Origin of the sequence: Halomonas gemina, from assembly GCF_023554995.1 — a bacterium.
Classification (GTDB): Bacteria; Pseudomonadota; Gammaproteobacteria; order Pseudomonadales; family Halomonadaceae; genus Halomonas; species Halomonas gemina.
This window is the reverse complement of the sequence record NZ_JAMJPK010000007.1, coordinates 67,163-85,452: the sequence shown is the minus strand read 5'-3', so window position 1 is coordinate 85,452 and position 18,290 is coordinate 67,163. Positions and strand designations below refer to the sequence as shown.

Here is an 18,290-nt window from a genome sequence, read left to right as displayed (position 1 = left end):
GGCTTGGTGGCCCTGGGTGCGGTGCTGCTGATCTGGCTGCGCCGGGTGGACCAGACGGCGCAACGACTGGATACCGAGGCCAAGGCGGCTGCCGGGTGAGCCAATGCGATAGCGCCGCCTCCTCCCCTTATCTACCCTGACAGGCAACGGCTCCATTCATATGGTTGAAGGATTCCATGCCCGGGCTTGTGGCCCGGGCATGCGAGGAGGGCGAGCACATGTCTCTACCCACGCAGCGGTTGATTCTGTTGTTCGATGGCACCTGGAACGATCCCCAGGATCGCACCAACATCTACCGCCTGGCTCGGGATCTCCATGATTACGATGACCACGGCGTTCGGCAGCGGTTCTTCTACGAGCCCGGGGTTGGTACGCGGCAGTGGGAACGGCTCACCGGTGGCGCCTTCGGCTGGGGGCTGAGTCGCAACCTGCAGAAGGGGTACGACTGGCTGGTGCGTCACTACATGGAGGGGACGGAGATCTTCGTCTTCGGTTTCAGCCGGGGGGCCTACACGGCGCGTAGCCTGGTGGGAATGATCCGCAAGTGCGGGCTGCTGCGGATTTCCACACCGAGCCTGGTGGAGGAGGCCGAGACTCTCTACCGCGACAAGCAGGTTGCGCCGGACGATGCGCGGTGCCGAACGTTCCGCGAGCGCTACAGCCGGCAGGTCGACATTCACTTCGTCGGCGTGTGGGACACCGTCGGCGCGCTCGGCATTCCCGGCACCAACCTGTCGGAGCACGGACGTTTCGCCTGGCACGATACCGAGCTGTCTTCTATCGTGCATCACGCCTACCAGGCGGTGGCGCTGGACGAGCACCGGGCGGCCTATGATATTGCCCTCTGGACGCATCCCGGAGGTGAGAAGAAACCGAGCCAGCTGGAGGTGGAGCAGCGCTGGTTCATGGGCGCCCATGCCAATGTGGGCGGCGGGTACCGGATGGAGGGGGGTGGCTTCGACCCGTTGGCCAGCCTGGCCTATGGCTGGCTGTGCGCCAAGGCGGAGGTGGCGGGGCTGAAGCTGTATCGGCCTCCGCCCCCGGCCGATGCCTACCGCGCCCAGCCGAGGGATTCCTATGAGGAGTTCATGAAGGGGCTCTATCGCTGGTACCGCTCACTGAGGGATCGGGGTGGCGATGGCAGGCATTACCGGGGCTATGCCAAGGACCGCCAGGGCAACCCGGCGGTGGGCGTTAGCGTGGATCCCTCGGTTTGGCGCCGCTGGCAGGAGGATGACGGCTACCGCCCGCCGACGCTGGTGCGTGCGGGGTGCAAGCCGCCGTCCGAGTCGTGATGGCCTCGGCGCGTCATGCTAGAGGGGCTCTTACCCCGATGCCCCAGGGCATCTCCAGGACAGGCATCATCACTGAAAGCCAGGTAGAACCTTCCATGCCGACCATCGCCCAAATATAAGGACATGCGGCGTCTGGTGTTTTACGCCGCGCGATATCCACGACGCCGCTGCTCCCCGCATCCTGTGCCCTGGCACCCCTCCCATGGCGGGCTTCCGGCTCACATTGGCCCTCGCCGGATGCTGTATTCTGGCGCCGGCAGATTTCCAGGAGGTGTTGATAATGCGAAGGGTACACCCCACCCTTGGTAGTACAGCCAACAACCCTGGAGGTTGAGATGAGCGATCTGAAAGAACATAGCTGTGAAGCCTGCAGCCCGGATGCGCCCAAGGCGACCGATGAAGAAAAGCAGCAGTTGCACAAGGATGTTCCGGACTGGGAAATCCGAGTGGTTGAAGGTGAAGAGCAGCTTCACCGGCTTTTCAAGCTCAAAAACTTCGCCAAGGCGCTGGAATTCACCAACAAGGTTGGTGATCTCGCAGAAGCCGAAGATCATCACCCGGTTATCGTGCTGGAATACGGCAAGGTTGCCGTTAGCTGGTGGAGCCACGAAATCGGCGGCCTGCACAAAAATGATTTCGTCCTCGCCGCAAGAACCGACGCGGCCTTTAACGACATGCAATAACCCCAAGCGTGGCGGAACCCGGCTTCCGCCGCGTTTCCCGCGCGAGACTCCAGTCAGCATGATTGAGCGTCGTACAGATCATCCCCTGACCATGAAGCTGGGTCATGAAGAACTGATCATTCGTCGCCGTTACGAGCTGATCAGCATCGTCAACGACTTTTTCATCGCCATCTGGTTCCTGGCAGGCAGCATCCTGTTTCTGTTCCCCGAGTACGAGAAAGCGGCGATCTGGCTGTTCATTATCGGCAGTTTCCAGTTCCTGATTCGCCCTACCATCCGCCTCATCAGCCACATCCACATTCAACGAATTCCCGCCAGTAACTGGGAGAGTTAGAAGCTTTCGTCGACAGGTGACCGGGCAAGACCCGCCTCAGCGGCCTGGCGTGTGGCGAGAGTGAGTAACGAGCGTGGCGGGACTGATCTGCCTCAAGGCGGCCCCATCGGGTGGCAACTACGCTTTTCAAGGCTGAGCCTTGGTTGCGAGCCCATGAGAGGAGATCCGTCATACCATTTCCAATATCGAGCCGTTCGACTTTTCCTACTCACGGTCGTCGTCGTCGGGGAGTTGCCCTTGTCCTGGGTAGCCTGGCCGCAATGGGGGCCACTATGGCCAGCCTGGCCGCGGATCCCGTCAGGCCGGATTTGAGCCCCAAGCTGCAGGGCCTGCTGAAGCAGGAGATGATCCAGGTGGAGCAGGCGATGCAGACGGCCTACAGCGCCATCGTACAGGGTCGACACGCCGTGGTGGCTGAGAAGGGCCAGTCGATTCACGACAGCTTCATTCTCGAGCAGTCGCTGACCGATGCGGATCGTCGGGACCTCAAGGCCGCCGTTCCGCCTGCCTTCCTGAACATGGACGCCTATCTGCATGAGCTCTCAGCGTCACTGGCCGAGGCCGGCCGCGCCGAAGATACCCCTCGGCAGGTGGAACTCTTCGCACGCATGACCGAGTCCTGCGTGGCGTGTCATAGCGCCTACGTCAGCGACCGCTTCGAAGGGCTGGAGGCCTCGAAGGTGCCCGCAGGCTGGGGGCTGGCGCCAGAGGCGTCGGGCGATGGCGCGGAAGGTTGACCTGCCTTGGGTTTTGCGTCAGAACAGGCTGTCCTGCTGGCCCTTCAGCGTAGTGGCTGTCGGGCCGGCTAGCTTGTTCAGCACGGAGGCTAGATCGATGCCCCTTTCTCCCCTTGATCAGGCCCTGGCCGCCCTGGATGCCCTGCACGCGGAGGACCCGCGTCGTGTGGAGGTAAACGGCGAGCCGGTGCCCCAGGAGCTGTGGCACGCCGGGCGCATGAGCGCCTGGCTGGAGCGGCTGCATGACCAGCCCGACGAGCGGGTGCGGCTGGCGGTACGCGGCCAACACCTGCAGCGCTGGCAGGTGCCGCGCACGGACTACCCCGAGGGGCGGGTGGGCTATCTCACCTGGCGGCGCGACCAGGGCCAGCGCGCCGGCGAGACTACCGCGCGGCTGATGCGCGAGGCGGGCTATGGCGAGGAGGACGCCGAGGCGGTGGCGCGGATGATCCGCAAGCAGGGTCTGGGGCGCGACCCGGGTACCCAGGCGGTGGAGGACTGCGCCTGCCTGGTGTTCCTGGAGAACTACTTCGGCGACTTCTCGAAGCAGATCGACCACGACCACCTGATTCGCATCGTGCAGATGACCTGGAAGAAGATGTCGCCGAAGGCCCATGAGCTGGCGCTGGGACTGCCGATGACGGACGAGGCCCGCGGCCTGGTGGAGGAGGCGCTGGCGGGGTAGCGCCGACGCCTCGGGCCAGAAGGCATCGGTCGCATGCTCAGCCGGCCATCGCAACGAGCTATGCCTGGCCGACGGCCCGTGAACTGTACCAGGCGATCATGCGCTCCTCGTCGGTGGGAATGACCCAGGCGCCGACGCGGCTGTCGGCGGTGCTGATGCAGCTGGCATCGCGACGGTTGGCGTCGGGGTCGAGTTCGAGGCCCAGCCATTCGCAGCCCCGGCAGATGGCCTCGCGCACCGGGCCGGCGCGCTCGCCGATGCCGGCGGTGAAGACCAGCTGGTCGAGCCCGCCCAGCGCGGCGGCCAGGCTGCCGATCTCTCGCACGGCGCGGTAGGCGTAGAGCGCCACCGCTTCGCGGGCTTCTTCCGCGGGGCTTGCGAGCAGCTCGCGCATGTCGCCGCTGATGCCGGATACGCCGAGCAGGCCGGAGCGCTTATAGAGAAGCTCGGTGACCTCCTCGACGCTCATGCCCTCCTGCTGGATCAGGTGCAGCACCAGCCCGGGGTCGAGGCTGCCGCTGCGGGTGCCCATGGGCATGCCTTCGATGGCGGTAAAGCCCATGGTGGAGGCGACGCTGGTGCCGTGGCGGATGGCGCACAGGCTGGCGCCGTTGCCCAGATGGGCGACGATTACCCGCTCGCGCGGGGCATCGCCCAGTAGCTGCGGCAGCACCTCGTTGATGTAGTCGTAGGAGAGGCCGTGGAAGCCGTAGCGGATCAGGCCGCGCGCGGTCATCTCCCGCGGCAGGGCAAACCAGCGGGCGACCTCGGGCTGTTCGGCGTGGAAGGCGGTGTCGAAGCAGGCCACCTGGGGCAGCTCGGGGTAGCGCTCGGCGAGCGGCGCCACCGGAGCCAGGCAGAAGGGCTGATGAAGCGGTGCCAGGGATTCGAGCTCGCCCAGCGCGGCGGTGATCTCGGGCGTGAGTACCACCGGCCGGTGGTAGTCACGGCCGCCGTGGACCACCCGATGCCCCACCGCGGCCAGCGACAGGTCCGGGAGGTCATCGAGCCAGCCCAGCAGGCGCTCGGTGGCACCGGGCAGCTCGAGTCGCTCGGATAGCTCGCCCATGTCGACCTCCACGGGATTGCCCTCTCCATCCTTCAGCGTCAATCGGGGCTTGCCGCCGTTCAGCCCGGAAAACTTGCCGCGATAGCGGGGCGCGAGGGTGTCGAGGGATTCGGCACCCGTCAGCGGGTAGAGGGCAAACTTGAGGCTGGACGAACCGCTGTTGAGCGTCAGGACATGACTCATCTCAGGCTCCTTGCTCGGCGTCGGGTAGGCCCTTGAGCTTCTGGTGGTCGGCCACCAGCAGGGCCAGGGCGCAGGAGGCCATGCGGGTGATGGCTTCGTCGGCGCGGCTGGTCAGGATGATGGGGACCCGGGCGCCCAGCACCAGGCCGGCGCCGGTAGCATCGGCCAGGTAGGTGAGCTGTTTCATCAGCATGTTGGCGGCTTCCAGGTCCGGGGCGATCAGGATGTCCGCGCGGCCGGCGACGGGCGAGTCGATGCCCTTGGTGCGCGCGGCGCTCTCGGAGATGGCGTTGTCGAAGGCCAGCGGGCCATCCAGGGTGCCGCCCTGGATCTGGCCGCGGTCGGCCATCTTGCACAGGGCGGCGGCATCCAGGGTGGAGGGGATCCTGGGATTGATGGTTTCCACCGCAGAGAGAATGGCCACCTTGGGGTCGTGATTGCCCAGGGCATGGGCCAGTTCGATGGCGTTGGCGATGATGTCGCGTTTCTGGTCGAGGCTCGGGCTGATGTTGATGGCGGCATCGGTGATGAACAGCGGCCGTGGGTAGGTCGGCACGTCGAAGGCCATCACGTGGCTGATGCTGCGCTCGGTGCGTAGGCCGCCGTCGCGCTTGAGTACCTCGTGCATCAGCTCGTCGGTGTGCAGGGCGCCCTTCATGATGGCCTCGGCGCGTCCCTCCCGCACCAGAGCCACGGCACGTTCCGCGGCGGCATGGCTATGGGGCACATCGATCAGCTCGAATTCACTTATGTCGAGGTCGGCGGCATCGGCCGCTGCGTGGATCTTCGCATTCGGGCCGACCAGCAGGGGGATGATCAGGCCCTGGCGGGCGGCGGCCACGGCGCCGGTCAGCGAGACATCATCCACCGGATGCACCACGGCCACGGGAATGGCGGGCGGGTGGTCGGCGGCGGAGAGGATCTCGTGCAGGCGGCCGCGCTCGGCCAGGCGCACCGTGGGCATCACGGTGCGGGGCCGGCGAATCTTCTCCGTGGGGGCGAGCACCCGCGCCTCGCCCTCGATCACCACCTTGCCCTTCTGGTTCTCGCAGCGACAGTCCAGGGTCAGCTGCGAGCGGGGTTCGTCCTTGGCGGTCACGCGCACGCTGACCTTGAGCTTGTCGCCCAGGGCGACCGGTGCCCGGAAGCTCAGCGTCTGGCCCAGATAGATGGTGCCGGGGCCGGGCAACTGGGTGCCCAGCACGGTGGAGATCAGCGCCCCGCCCCACATGCCGTGGGCGATGACTTCCTGGAAGCGTGTGCTGCGCGCGAAGTCGTTGTCCACATGTGACGGGTTGACGTCCCCGGACATGATGGCGAACAGCTTGATGTCATCCAGGGTGAGGCGCTTCTCGAGGTGTGCTTCGTCGCCCACCTGGATCTCGGCGAAGGTCCGGTTCTCGATATAGCGTTCTTCGTCTGGCGCATCCATGTCAGCAGCTCCGATGGTGATTATTGCATTGCAGCAAACAGTGTCTCCCATCATAGCCTGTCGTTGGTGACATTTCGTAGACCCGGATGGCGCAGTAGCGACTCGAACAATTAGAGACGCGAAAGCCAGCGGGCAGGCCATCTCGAGATGGCCTGCCCGCGTCGTGTCGGCAAGACTCGGTCCGCAGTGAAGGGTCAGGGCACCAGCGTCTGGGCGGCCTCGAGGTAGGCGGTACCGTGGGTGCGCACGCGCTCGTGGTCGACGCTCTCGGAGCCCAGGTGCACCTCCTCCAGGTCCACCGCCATGGTATCGAGCTCCTCGTCGATCTTCGCCATGGCGTTCTCCAGGGTGTAGGTAAGCTCGTGGATGGTGCCGAGGTCGGTGTTGCTCAGCTCGTCCTGGGCAAGCAGCTGGGCCAGCTGGCGGTTGGTCTCCGAGAATTGGGTCACGGCCTCGGCCAGGGTGTCGGCGGCCTCGCCCTCGAAGTGGTCGGGGCGCTCCTCGGCCTGGGCGGTGGAGGCCAGCAGGCCGGTGCAGAGGGCGGCTAACAGCAGTTTCTTCATGGGGGTGTCCTTCATGGTGATGAGAATCAATCGCATAAATGACGCTATCACCCTCCTCAAGAAGTGACAAGACTTATCGCTTGCATCATTGTCGCATTTGACCTGGATCAGGCGCGGCGTGCGATCACTCGGCACCGAACTGCACGGTCAGGCTCTCGTCACTCTCGCAGGGCTTGCCGTGGCGTAGCGTCAGGCGCCGGCGGGTGAGGTTCATCACCACCGAGAACAGCGTCTCCATGCGCTCCTCGGGGGGCTGGTCGGGATTGAAGTGGCGGCAGATGGAGAGCGGCGCGTTGTCATGGTCACTGAGGATGGCGAATAGCTCGCCCTCGTCGAGCTCGCCCTCAGCGGGTAGCCGCTCGCGCAGCAGGCTATCCAGCCGTGCCAGGCGCGGACGGGAGTCGGGGCGCGGGAAGTCCTCGACCTGGCAGGTCGCGGCGCGGGCATAGAGGTGGTTGGTGTGGGTGACCATCCCCTCCTCGGGGGCCAGCCGGCCGGGTTCGCCGGGGTGGACCTCCAGGCCGGCGGCCTGGCCCCCCTCGTTGCTGGCCCGAGCGCTGGCGATCAGGAAGTGGGCGGGCGAGCAGACCCGATCGCGGCTGGCTACGGCCACGGCGGCGTCCATGTCCGGGCTCTCGAGAATCTTGCGCAGGGCAACATGGATCGGCAACCCCTCGCCGCAGGTCCGCGAGCGGATGGCATTGAGGCAGACGCCGATGCCGTGCTCGTTCATGCCGATCTTGGCCACCATGCCGGCCTCGCCGATGCTGATCAGGGCGGGAGCGTCGAGGCCGTCGATCTCCAGGGCCACCACGTTGTGCAACTGGTCGGTGCGCCAGTCCCAGTTCTGGGCCAGCCACTGGGTGGCGTCGCGGTTCAGGGCGAAGGCGGAGCAGCCGCCGCTGGCCTGGGTCAGCGAGATCTCGCTGCGGCAGTTGAGGGTGAGGATGTCCACGAACTCGAGCCCGGCCCCGCGGGCGATGCCTTCCATCTCCTCGAGGATCGCCGGGAAGCTGCGCTCGATCATCGGCAGGAAGCGGCCGGCCGTCTGGCGCGCCTGGGCCCAGTCCAGGCCCACGAAGTCCTGGAACAGCCGGTCGTAGACCTCGAGGCTGCGGGTGATCAGACCGGCATGGGCGCGGCCATGGGCCTCGCCGATCTCGGCCCGGCTGCCGGAAAGGGGGGTTATGTGCATGGTTACAGCACCTCGTCGAGCAGATCCTGAAAGGCCTCCCAGGACTTCTCGTCGGCGCGCTGCTGGTAGCGTTCGCTGCCGAAGACGGTGAAGGCGTGGGGCGCGCCGGAGTACACCTCGATCTGGTAGGTGATGCCGGCGGCCTCGAGCTCGCGGCCGAGGGTGGCGACATCGTCCATGGAGATGGAGCTGTCGGCGCCGCCATGGGCGATCAGGATCGGCGCGGTATCGCCGCCGTAGGACTGGCCCTCGGGGGTCGCCAGGCCGCCATGGAAGGTGGCGTAGCCGGCCACGTCCTCTGCCTCGCCGGAGCGGGCGAGCTCCAGCACCACGGCGCCGCCGAAGCAGTAGCCCATCACCACGGTGGGTTGGGCGGCCCCCTGGTCGCGGGCCTCGGCCAGGCCGGCCAGGTTCAGGCTGCGCATGCGCTCGCGGTCCTCGTAGAGCCGGGCGATCTCGGCCTTCCTGGCCTCGATCTCCGCCGGGCGATTGCCCTGGCCGTAGAGGTCGACGGCGAAGGCGTCATAGCCCTGTTCGGCGAGCATGTCGGCGCGCTCTCGCTCGTAGTCGTCGAGGCCGTCCCAGTCGTGGATGACCAGCACGCTGCCGCGGGCCTCGCCCTCGGCGGTGGCGAGGTAGCCCTCGAAGGCCTCGCCGCCGACCTCATAGGTGATGTCCTGGCCGGCGGGCTCGAAGGCGAAGGCGCTGCCGGTGGCGAGGCCCAGGGCGGCGGCGAGGCTCAGGGTGGCGTGAAGCGGATGGGTCATGGTCTGCCTCCAGGGTCGATGGACGCCTGTCAGTATAGGCGCCGTCTCAGGGAGCGTTGGCCAGGCAGGCTTGTGTTCTGCGGCCAAGCGTTCCAGATTGTGAAGGTGTGTTACTTGAGCAACCTGAGCGAGACGAACAATCATGAAAAAACGCGTACTGGCGATGGCAGTCGCCGCCTCCACGGTGGCCCTTTCCGGCATGGCCCAGGCCGAGGTCAAGATCGGTTTCCTGGGTGGCTTCACCGGCGGGATCGAGAGCCTGACCCCGCCGATCTTCGATGGCGCCCAGCTGGCGGTGAACCAGATCAACGAGCAGGGCGGGCTGCTCGGCGGCCAGATGATCGAGATGCCCACCGGTGATACCACCTGCTCCGACGCCTCCGCGGCCTCCAATTCGGCCGACCGCATGGTCAATACCGAGCAGGTCACGGCGATCGTCGGGGCCCTGTGCACCGGCGCCACCATCGCCGCGGCCAACAACGCGGCCATCCCCGGCGGAGTGACCATGGTCTCGCCGGCCTCCACGGCGCCGGCGGTCAGCGAACTGGACGACAACGACCTGGTGTTCCGCACCGTGCCCTCGGACGCCTTCCAGGGCGAGATGCTGGCCAAGCTGCTGATCGAGAAGGGTATCGACGAGGTGGCGGTGACCTACGTCAACAACGACTACGGCCAGGGCCTCTCCGACGCCTTCGCCACGACCTTCGAGGCCGAGGGCGGCACGGTCGCCGCGAACCTGGCCCACGAGGACAACCGCGCCGACTACCGCTCCGAGCTCGGCACCCTCTCATCCAGCGGTGTGCCGACCCTGGTGGTGCTGGCCTATGCCGACACCTCCGGCCAGACGGTGCTGCGCCAGGCCTACGAGAGCGGCATGTTCACCCAGTACGTGGGGGCCGACGGCATGGTCGGCAACAGCCTGGTGGACGCCGTGGGAGCCGATGTCCTCGAGGGCATGATCGCCACCCGGCCGGGCAGCCCGGACCTGCCCGGTACCGCTCTGTTCGCCGAGGCCGCCGGTGAGGCCGGAGTCGATCCCGATGCGGTATTCGCGGCCCAGGCCTACGATGCCGCCTTCCTGCTGGCGCTGGCCATCGAGCAGAACGGCAGCGCCGAGCGCGAGGGGCTCTCCGCGGCGCTGCGCAGTGTCGCCATGGCGCCCGGCGAGGTGATCCTGCCCGGTGAATGGGAGAAGGCGGTGGAGCTGATCGCCGCCGGTAACGAGATCGACTACCAGGGCGCCTCCGGCACCCATGAGTTCGACGAGAACGGCGACGTGCCGGGCATCGTGGTCGAGATGACCGTCGAGGGCGGCGAGTTCGTGCAGGTCGGCGAACTCGAGTAGGACGCTTACCCGGGCGTTCACGCCCTGACAGCACCTTCTCCTCACAATTCAAGGCCCCGGCGGGCAACCGCCGGGGCCTCGTCTATTATGGGGCACTGCAGGTGTGGGGGAGATGCCCGTTATCCGTGGTGGCGGACCTTCTCCGGCAGCATCCCCTTGGGCGCATAGCGCAGCACCAGGGTGATCAGCAGGCCGATCACGAACACCCGCGCCTGCAGCGCCCGGCTGTCCAGGTTGGTGGGCGCATCCCAGCCGAAGGCGCCCTCGCCGAAGGTGACAGCCAGCTCCATCAGGAACAGCGCCAGCGGCTCGGACATGATCCAGATGATGTAGACCGCGACGGCGCCGAAGATGGTGCCCAGGTTGTTGCCGGGCCCGCCCAGGATGACCATCACCAGCACCAGGAAGGTGTGGTTGAGTGGCAGGTAGCCCTGGGGGTCGAACATGCTGTTGAAGCTGGCCAGGGCCGCCCCGCCGATGCCCATCAGGATGCAGCCCAGCACAAAGATCTCCAGGCGGCGCTTGTTGATGTCCTTGCCCATGGCGGCGGCGGAGATCTCGTTGTCGCGGATGGCGCGGATCATCCGCCCCCAGGGCGCGTGGTAGGCGCGGCTCAGCAGGAAGAAGATCACCGCAATCATGACGGCAGTGACCGAGAGGTAGAGGGCCCGGGCCAGGGTGAAGCCGACCTCGGCCGGGCCCGGCACCGGCCAGGGCAGCGGCGAGACGGTGGCGGTGCCACGGGTCAGCCAGTCGGAGTTCTTGAGGAAGGCCTTGATGATCTCGGCGATGCCCAGGGTGGCGATGGCCAGGTAGTCGCTGCGCAGCCCCAGGCAGACGCGGCCGATGAAGTAGCCCACCCCGCCGGCCAGCGCCCCGCCGACGATCCAGCCGACGCCGACCGGCAGGCCGAGGCCGCCGATGAAGCCGGCACGGGACTCGATCTGGTCGGCCACGCCGCGGAAGGTATTGATCACCACCAGGTAGAGCACCACCCCCAGCACCACGGCGATCAGGGTGCGCAGCTTCTTCGGCACCCCGAGCCGGTCGAGCCGGGTGGCGCCGAACACCACCAGGGCGGCGGCGACCATATAGAACAGCACCAGGCCGAGTTCGCCGGGCAGCTCGCTTTCCCAGAACGCCTCGTTGACCGGGATGCTGAAGAACATGGCACAGAAGCCGCCCAGGGCCACGAAGCCCATCACGCCGGCGTTGAACTGGCCGGCATAGCCCCACTGGATGGTCAGGCCCAGGGCCAGGATGGCGTAGCAGGAGGCCTCCACCAGCATGCGGGTGCTGTAGGCCGGACCCATGGCGGCGTAGACGCCCAGCACGGCCACCAGCACGGCGGCGAAGAGCAGCAGTTCGCGCAGCGGGAAGCGGCCCGGCGCGGCGACGGTATCGGCGCGTTTGGTATCCATCAGATCACCTTGCCCTTGAAGATGCCGGTGGGGCGCCACACCAGGATGACGACCAGGATGAAGAAGGGCACCACGATCTTGTACTCGGTGCCGACGAAGGCCAGGTTGCCGGACTGGGTCAGCCACTCCGGCAGGCTGTCGCGGAAGGGACGCAGCAGCACGCTCCAGTTGAAGACCGCCAGGGTCTCGGCGAAGCCGACCACGAAGCCGCCGGCGACGGCGCCGTAGGGGTGGCCCACGCCGCCGACGATGGCGGCGGCGAAGATCGGCAGCAGCAGGAAGAAGCTGAGGTCGGGCTTGAAGGTCACGTCCAGCGACAGCAGGGTGCCGGCGATGGCGGCCAGCCCCCCGGCGATCACCCAGGTCACGGCGACGATGGTGTTGGTATTGATGCCCGAGGCCTGGGCCAGGTCGGGGTTGTCGGACATGGCGCGCATCGCCTTGCCCAGCCGCGAGCGGCTGAGGAAGAGGTGCAGGCCGACGACCGCGACCAGGGTGATCACGAATAGGTAGAGCTGTGGCTCGGTGACCACCACCGGGGCCCGCACGCCCTCGAAGGGCAGGGCAAGGCGGAAGATCTCCTTGCGGTCATCGATGTAGAGGCTCTGGCCGCTGGTGCCGGCGAACAGCCGGATCAGGCCCTGGAGCATCAGGGTCACCCCCAGCGAGCCGATCACCAGCACGATCGGCTTGACCCCGTGGGCGCGCAGCGGCTTGTAGAACGCCTTGTCGATGCCCACCGCGAGCAGCGCGGTGAGCGCCATGGCCAGTGGCAGCAGGACCAGCGCGGAAGGCACGCCGAAGGCGGCCCCGGCCCCGGGGAAGGCGGTGGTCAGCAGCAGCACCATGAAGGCCCCGAAGGTCATCATGTCGCCATGGGCGAAGTGGGCGAAGCGCATGATGCTGAAGATCAGCGTCACGCCCACCGCGCCGATGGCGTAGATCGAGCCGCTCACGCTGCCGGCGATCACCACGTTGTTGATAAAGAAGACCAGTTCATTCACGTCGGTTCTCTCCCACCTTCTCTTGCCTTCTTGGCTAGCCGCCCAGGAAGCTCTTGGCGACTTCCGGGTCGGCCAGCAGGGCGGCGCCGGAATCGGTGAAACGGTTCTGGCCGGCGGCCAGCACGAAGCCCCGGTCGGCGATGGCCAGGGCCTGCTTGGCGTTCTGCTCGACCATCAGGATGCCCACGCCGGCCGAGTTGACCAGCTTTACCTGCTCGAAGATCTCGTTCATGTAGAGCGGCGAGAGGCCGGCGGTGGGCTCGTCGAGCAGTAGCAGGCTGGGTTCGGCCATCAGCGCCCGGCCCATGGCCACCATCTGGCGCTGGCCGCCGGAGAGCTCGCCGGCGGGCTGATGGCGCTTGTCATGCAGCGGCGGGAAGAAGTCATAGACCTGCTTGAGCATGCGCTTGACGTTGCCCGGCTTGAGGAAGGCCCCCATCTCCAGGTTCTCCTTCACCGTGAGGCTCGGGAAGACGTTCTTCTCCTGGGGTACGAAGCCCATGCCCTTCTGCACCAGCTTGTTGGGGGCCAGGTTGTGGATCGGCTCGCCACGCAGCAGGATCTCGCCCTGGCTGACGTGGAGCAGGCCGAAGATGGCCTTGAGCATGGTGGACTTGCCGGCGCCGTTGGGGCCGACGATCACGCCGATCTCGTCGGCCTCGATGGCCATGTCCACCCCGTTGAGGATGTTCATGCCGCCGTAGCCACCATGCACGTCGCGTGCGTCGAGTAATGGCATTGTCAGACGTTCTCTGCGTTCGTTCTCGTTGTTGGAAAGCGCTGGAATGCGCCGGCCGGGTGCCTGCCCACGGGCGGCTCTCCCGTCAGGACGCGGCGCCGAAGTACGCCTCGATGACCTGAGGGTCGTTCTGGATCTCCTCGATCGAGCCCTCGACCATCACGCTGCCCTGGGCCAGCACGATCACCGGGTCGCAGAGCCGCGCGATCATGTCCATGTCGTGCTCGATGACCAGGAAGGTGTAGCCCATCTCGCGGTTGAGGCGCTCGATGTTGGTCACCAGGTCGCCGAGCAGGGTGCGGTTGACCCCGGCGGCGATCTCGTCGAGCAGCACCACCCGGGCGTCGGTCATCATGGTGCGGCCGAGCTCAAGCAGCTTCTTCTGGCCGCCGGAGAGGTTGCCGGCCAGCTCGTTGCGCACGTGGTGCAGGCCGATGAAGTCGATCACTTCCAGGGCCCGGCGTCGTACCTCGGTTTCCTGCATCCTCACCAGGGCGGGCTTGAACCAGGCGTTGACCAGGCTCTCGCCGGCCTGGGCCGGCGGCACCATCATCAGGTTCTCCAGCGCGGTCATCTGCGAGAACTCGTGGGCGATCTGGAAGGTGCGCAAGAGCCCCTTGTGGAACAGCTCGTTGGCGGGGCGGTTGGTGATCTCCTCGCCGTCGAGCAGGACCCGGCCGCTGTCCAGCGGCAGGGCCCCGGCGATGATGTTGAACAGCGTCGACTTGCCGGCGCCGTTGGGGCCGATCAGACCGGTGATCGAGCCCTGCTCCACCTGGATCGAGCAGTCATTGATGACCCTGAGGCCACCGAAGGCCTTGTGGACGTGCTGAACGTCGATGATGGCTGCCATGTCGGGTTCCGTCGGTTGTTGTTCTTACAGTTCCTGGCGGTCGTCGGCCAGGAAGGTGCGGCCGGCGGCGAAGGCGCCGACGATTACCACGGCGCCGATGGCCGGGATCAGGTAGCCCTCCACCTGCGGGATGCTGCGCAGGAAGACGAAGGCGACCGCGGCAGGGGCCACGAAGCGCACCAGGAAGCGCCAGAGGCGGAACCAGCGCTCGTTGGTGTGCATCTCCTTCATCACCTCTGAGAGGGTCAGCGCCCAGCCGGCGAAGAGCGCGATCAACAGCCCCCCGAGCGGCATGAAGATGTTGGTCAGCAGCTCGATGAAGTCGAAGGCGCTGCGCCCGAAGAGGGCATGGAAGAGGGTGCCCTCGGCCCAGAGGTTGAAGCTGAGCACGGTGAGCAGCCCCAGCGCCCAGCTGGCGATGACCATGACCGCCACGGCCTGGGGCCGGGTCAGGTCGAAGCGCTCGACTAGGAAGGCCGCCACCGGTTCGATCAGCGAGATCGAGGAGCTGATGGCCGCGCCCAGCACCAGGATGAAGAAGGCCCCGCCGACCAGTGCCCCGCCGGGCATCTCGGCGAACGCCAGCGGCAGGGTGACGAACATCAGCCCCGGCCCCTCGCCGGGGTTGAGCCCGGCGCCGAAGACCAGCGAGAAGATCGCCAGGCCGGCGACCATGGCCACCGCGGTGTCGACCACGGCGATGGAGAAGGCGGTGCGGGTCAGCGAGGCCTCGCCGGGCATGTAGGCGCCGTAGGCCATGATCGCGCCCATGCCCAGGCTCAGGGTGAAGAAGGACTGACCCATCGCCTGCAGCCAGCCCTCCAGGCTGAGATCGGCGAGGTTGAAGGTGAACAGGAAGCCGGCAGCGGCACCGAGGTCGCCGATGATGGCGCCATAGCCCAGTACCACCAGCAGGATCACGAACAGCGAGGGCATCAGCACGCGAAGCCCCGCCTCGATGCCCTTGTGGATGCCGAGACCCACGATCAGCGCCGAGGCGGCGATGAACAGGGTGTGGTAGAGCGTCAGCAGCGCGGGCGAGGCGAGCAGGGCATCGAAGCTCTCTCCCACGCCGGCGGCATCCACGTCGACCATCGTGCCGGTGAACATCAGCCCGGTATAGTGGATCGCCCAGCCGGCGATCACCGAGTAGAAGCTCAGGATCAGGAAGGCCGAGACCGCGCCCAGCCAGCCGATCGACTCCCATGCCCGCGAGGTGTGGTGGGTCTGGGTCAGGAAACGCATGCCCATGATCGGGCTGCGGCGGCTGCTGCGCCCCAGCATGATCTCGGCGATCAGGATGGGAATGCCCACCGCGAAGATGGTCAGGGCATAGACCAGGATGAAGGCTCCGCCGCCGTTCTCGCCGGTCAGGTAGGGGAAGCGCCAGAGGTTGCCGAGCCCGACCGCCGAGCCGACGGCGGCCAGCAGGAAGGTGCCCTTGTGGGTCCAGACGTTGTGCGTGCTCATGGGGATCCAGGATTGCCTTGGTTGGCCTTGTGGGCCTGACGCGCCAACTTTGCGGCACAAGGCCCCTTCCTGGCTAGTCGACCTGCGTTTAGGGGCCGTTGGCGGCGGGGATGGTATCCGCGCGCGCAATCACTCCCTGTCCTCCTCCGGGTCACTGGGTTCGGGCTCCAGGGCTCGATAGTTGTCGGGCAGGCGCACGGTGTCGCCGAGGGCGAGCTTGCCGTGGGACTTCATGCGTCGGCCGTTGTCGGCGGCGATCAGCGCCGCCACCTCGCCGATGCTGGTGCCGTCGACCCAGGCCTCCACCTTCATCCGGACGATGGCGCCCTGGTAGCGGGCCGAGAGGATGTCGCCGGGCCGCGGCTCGACGAGCTGCTCGGGATGGCTGGCGAAGTGCGCCAGCACGCTGTCGCGGCCGGGGTCGTCCCACTCCACGTGCTTGTGCATGTCGGGTCTCCTTCGGTAGGGGGAATCCAGCCTCCAGCATAGCCGCCGAGGACGGGAACGGCAGCACGCCACAGGCGGAAACGACAGAGCCCGCCGGATGGCGGGCTCTGGGTGCGGCACGGGCAGCGGACCTTACTTCTTGCTGGCGCGCTTGCGCTCGTTCTCGGTCAGGTGCTTCTTGCGCAGCCGGATGTGGTGCGGGGTGATCTCGACCAGCTCGTCGTCATCGAGGAACTCGATGGCCTGCTCGAGGCTGAACTTCACCGGCGGCGTGAGCACGATGTTCTCGTCGTTGCCCGAGGCGCGCATGTTGTCGAGCTTCTTGCCCTTGGTGGGGTTGACCACCATGTCGTTGGCACGGTTGTTGATGCCGATCAGCATGCCCTCGTAGACCTCGGTGCCGTGATCGATGATCAGCTTGCCGCGCTCCTGCAGGGCATAGAGGGCATAGGCCAGGGCCTTGCCGGAGACCATCGAGACCAGCACGCCGTTGCGCCGCTCGATGGAGGCATCGGGCTTGAGCGGGCCATAGTGGTCGAAGCGGCTGGTGAGGATGCCGGTGCCGGAGGTCAGGGTCAGGAACTGGCCACGGAAGCCGATCAACCCGCGGGCGGGGATCATGAAGTCCAGGCGCACGCGGCCCTTGCCGTCCGGGTTCATGTTGGAGAGCTCGCCCTTGCGATAGCCGAGCTCCTCCATGATGGCCCCCTGGTGCTGCTCCTCGCAGTCGATGATCACCTCTTCATAAGGCTCCTGCTTCTCCCCGTCGATCTCGCGGATGATCACCTCGGGACGTCCCACGGCGAGCTCGAAGCCCTCGCGCCGCATGGTCTCGATCAGCACCGAGAGGTGCAGCTCGCCGCGGCCGGAGACCTTGAACTTCTCCGGGGTCTCGCCCTGCTCGACGCGCAGCGCCACGTTGTGGATCAGCTCCTGCTCGAGCCGGTCCTTGATGTTGCGGCTGGTGACGAACTTGCCGTCCTTGCCGGCGAAAGGCGAGTCATTGACCTGGAAGCTCATCGAGACGGTGGGCTCGTCCACCGAGAGAGGCGGCAGCGCCTCGACGGCGGCCGGATCGCACAGGGTGTCGGAGATCGCCAGGTTGTCGATGCCGGTGATGCAGACGATGTCGCCGGCGGTGGCCTCGTCGGTCTGCACGCGCTCCAGGCCCATGTGGGTCATCACTTGGCCGATCTTGCCCTTGCGGGTGTTGCCTTCCTTGGTGACGACGGTGACCTGCTGGTTGGGCTTCACCGCGCCGCGCGTGATGCGGCCCAGGCCGATGACGCCGACATAGCTGTTGTAGTCGAGCGCCGAGATCTGCATCTGGAAGGCGCCGTCTAGCTCGACCTTGGGCGGCTCGACGATGTCGACGATGGACTGGAACATGGGGGTCATGTCCTCGGCCAGCTCGTCGGGGTCCGGCCCGGCGATGCCGTTGAGCGCCGAGCAGTAGATGATCGGGAAGTCGAGCTGGTCGTCGCTGGCGCCGAGGTTGTCGAACAGGTCGAAGATCTGGTCGATGACCCAGTCCGGGCGGGCGCCGGGGCGGTCAATCTTGTTGACCACCACGATTGGCTTGAGGCCCTGGTCGAAGGCCTTCTGGGTGACGAAGCGGGTCTGCGGCATGGGACCGTCGACCGCGTCCACCAGCAGCAGCACGGAGTCGACCATGGACATGACGCGCTCGACCTCGCCGCCGAAGTCGGCGTGTCCCGGCGTGTCGACGATGTTGATGTGGTAGTACTGGCCGTCGGGGGCCTGCCAGCGGATCGCCGTGTTCTTGGCCAGGATGGTGATGCCGCGCTCCTTTTCCTGGTCATTGGAGTCCATGATGCGCTCCTGCCCCTCGGCCTTGCGGTCGAGCGTGCCGGACTGGCTGAGCAGTTTGTCGACCAGGGTGGTCTTGCCGTGGTCGACGTGAGCGATGATGGCGATGTTGCGAAGATTCTCGATCACGACGGGATCCTGCTGACAAAATTGGGGCCGCATTATAGGGGCAGGGCGATGACGGCTACCAGCGTTGTCGCGGTGAATCTTGCGCTGCCACGGGATATCAGTGGCTTGG

The 18,290-nt window shown here is 66.6% G+C and carries 18 protein-coding genes; 6 read left to right on the top strand and 12 right to left on the bottom strand.

All coding sequences use genetic code 11. The features are described from left to right. Positions 1–218: 218 nt before the first annotated feature. The 5 genes from M8009_RS15415 to M8009_RS15395 all read left to right on the top strand — a co-directional run bounded on the left by M8009_RS15415 (position 219) and on the right by M8009_RS15395 (position 3,734). Positions 219–1,295, top strand: coding sequence for a T6SS phospholipase effector Tle1-like catalytic domain-containing protein (locus M8009_RS15415; RefSeq protein ID WP_250062781.1), 1,077 nt, complete (start codon positions 219–221; stop codon positions 1,293–1,295). A 335-nt stretch (positions 1,296–1,630) separates the two neighbouring features. Beyond that, complete coding sequence (locus tag M8009_RS15410; RefSeq protein WP_250062779.1) at positions 1,631–1,978, top strand: 4a-hydroxytetrahydrobiopterin dehydratase; 348 nt, start codon at positions 1,631–1,633, stop codon at positions 1,976–1,978. A gap of 58 nt (positions 1,979–2,036) precedes the next feature. Continuing rightward, positions 2,037–2,312 (top strand): YrhK family protein, encoded by a 276-nt coding sequence (locus tag M8009_RS15405; RefSeq protein WP_250062778.1) that lies wholly within the window; start codon positions 2,037–2,039, stop codon positions 2,310–2,312. Between the two features lie 272 nt (positions 2,313–2,584). Continuing rightward, on the top strand, positions 2,585–3,049 hold the full coding sequence (locus M8009_RS15400; protein WP_250062777.1) for a hypothetical protein: 465 nt from the start codon (positions 2,585–2,587) through the stop codon (positions 3,047–3,049). A 97-nt stretch (positions 3,050–3,146) separates the two neighbouring features. Next, on the top strand, positions 3,147–3,734 hold the full coding sequence (locus tag M8009_RS15395) for a DUF4202 domain-containing protein (RefSeq protein ID WP_250062776.1): 588 nt from the start codon (positions 3,147–3,149) through the stop codon (positions 3,732–3,734). Positions 3,735–3,792: 58 nt separating this feature from the next. Here M8009_RS15395 and M8009_RS15390 read toward each other — a convergent pair whose 3' ends face one another. The 5 genes from M8009_RS15390 to M8009_RS15370 form a co-directional block, all read right to left on the bottom strand. Beyond that, the gene (locus tag M8009_RS15390) at positions 3,793–4,986 is read right to left on the bottom strand and encodes an acetate/propionate family kinase (protein ID WP_250062775.1); all 1,194 of its coding nucleotides are present in this window, start codon (positions 4,984–4,986) and stop codon (positions 3,793–3,795) included. A gap of 1 nt (position 4,987) precedes the next feature. Then, positions 4,988–6,418 (bottom strand): bifunctional enoyl-CoA hydratase/phosphate acetyltransferase, encoded by a 1,431-nt coding sequence (locus M8009_RS15385; protein ID WP_250062774.1) that lies wholly within the window; start codon positions 6,416–6,418, stop codon positions 4,988–4,990. A gap of 194 nt (positions 6,419–6,612) precedes the next feature. Continuing rightward, on the bottom strand, positions 6,613–6,981 hold the full coding sequence (locus M8009_RS15380; protein WP_250062773.1) for a DUF6746 family protein: 369 nt from the start codon (positions 6,979–6,981) through the stop codon (positions 6,613–6,615). A gap of 124 nt (positions 6,982–7,105) precedes the next feature. After that, positions 7,106–8,176: a C45 family autoproteolytic acyltransferase/hydrolase gene (locus tag M8009_RS15375; RefSeq protein ID WP_250062772.1), complete on the bottom strand. Its 1,071-nt coding sequence runs from the start codon at positions 8,174–8,176 to the stop codon at positions 7,106–7,108. A 2-nt stretch (positions 8,177–8,178) separates the two neighbouring features. After that, a complete protein-coding gene (locus M8009_RS15370) occupies positions 8,179–8,943 on the bottom strand; it encodes a dienelactone hydrolase family protein (protein WP_250062771.1) in 765 nt (254 codons plus the stop codon). 139 nt (positions 8,944–9,082) lie between these two features. Between M8009_RS15370 and M8009_RS15365 the strand changes: the two genes are divergently transcribed. Then, the gene (locus M8009_RS15365; RefSeq protein ID WP_250063073.1) at positions 9,083–10,288 is read left to right on the top strand and encodes an ABC transporter substrate-binding protein; all 1,206 of its coding nucleotides are present in this window, start codon (positions 9,083–9,085) and stop codon (positions 10,286–10,288) included. Positions 10,289–10,407: 119 nt separating this feature from the next. Here M8009_RS15365 and M8009_RS15360 read toward each other — a convergent pair whose 3' ends face one another. From M8009_RS15360 to typA, 7 genes are all read right to left on the bottom strand, one after another. Next, a complete protein-coding gene (locus tag M8009_RS15360; protein WP_250062770.1) occupies positions 10,408–11,709 on the bottom strand; it encodes a branched-chain amino acid ABC transporter permease in 1,302 nt (433 codons plus the stop codon). After that, positions 11,709–12,713: a branched-chain amino acid ABC transporter permease gene (locus M8009_RS15355; RefSeq protein ID WP_250062769.1), complete on the bottom strand. Its 1,005-nt coding sequence runs from the start codon at positions 12,711–12,713 to the stop codon at positions 11,709–11,711. The genes M8009_RS15360 and M8009_RS15355 overlap by 1 nt, the downstream gene beginning before the upstream one ends. Before the next feature lie 34 nt (positions 12,714–12,747). Next, positions 12,748–13,452 carry an ABC transporter ATP-binding protein gene (locus M8009_RS15350; protein WP_250062768.1) on the bottom strand — a complete coding sequence of 235 codons (705 nt, stop codon included), beginning with the start codon at positions 13,450–13,452 and terminating at the stop codon, positions 12,748–12,750. A gap of 85 nt (positions 13,453–13,537) precedes the next feature. Then, a complete protein-coding gene (locus M8009_RS15345; protein ID WP_250062767.1) occupies positions 13,538–14,305 on the bottom strand; it encodes an ABC transporter ATP-binding protein in 768 nt (255 codons plus the stop codon). A 24-nt stretch (positions 14,306–14,329) separates the two neighbouring features. After that, positions 14,330–15,775, bottom strand: coding sequence for a sodium-dependent transporter (locus M8009_RS15340; protein WP_250062766.1), 1,446 nt, complete (start codon positions 15,773–15,775; stop codon positions 14,330–14,332). A 129-nt stretch (positions 15,776–15,904) separates the two neighbouring features. Continuing rightward, on the bottom strand, positions 15,905–16,222 hold the full coding sequence (locus M8009_RS15335; protein ID WP_250062765.1) for a hypothetical protein: 318 nt from the start codon (positions 16,220–16,222) through the stop codon (positions 15,905–15,907). A gap of 132 nt (positions 16,223–16,354) precedes the next feature. Further along, positions 16,355–18,181, bottom strand: a complete 1,827-nt coding sequence (typA, locus tag M8009_RS15330) for a translational GTPase TypA (protein WP_250062764.1) — start codon at positions 18,179–18,181, stop codon at positions 16,355–16,357. Positions 18,182–18,290 lie beyond the last annotated feature (109 nt).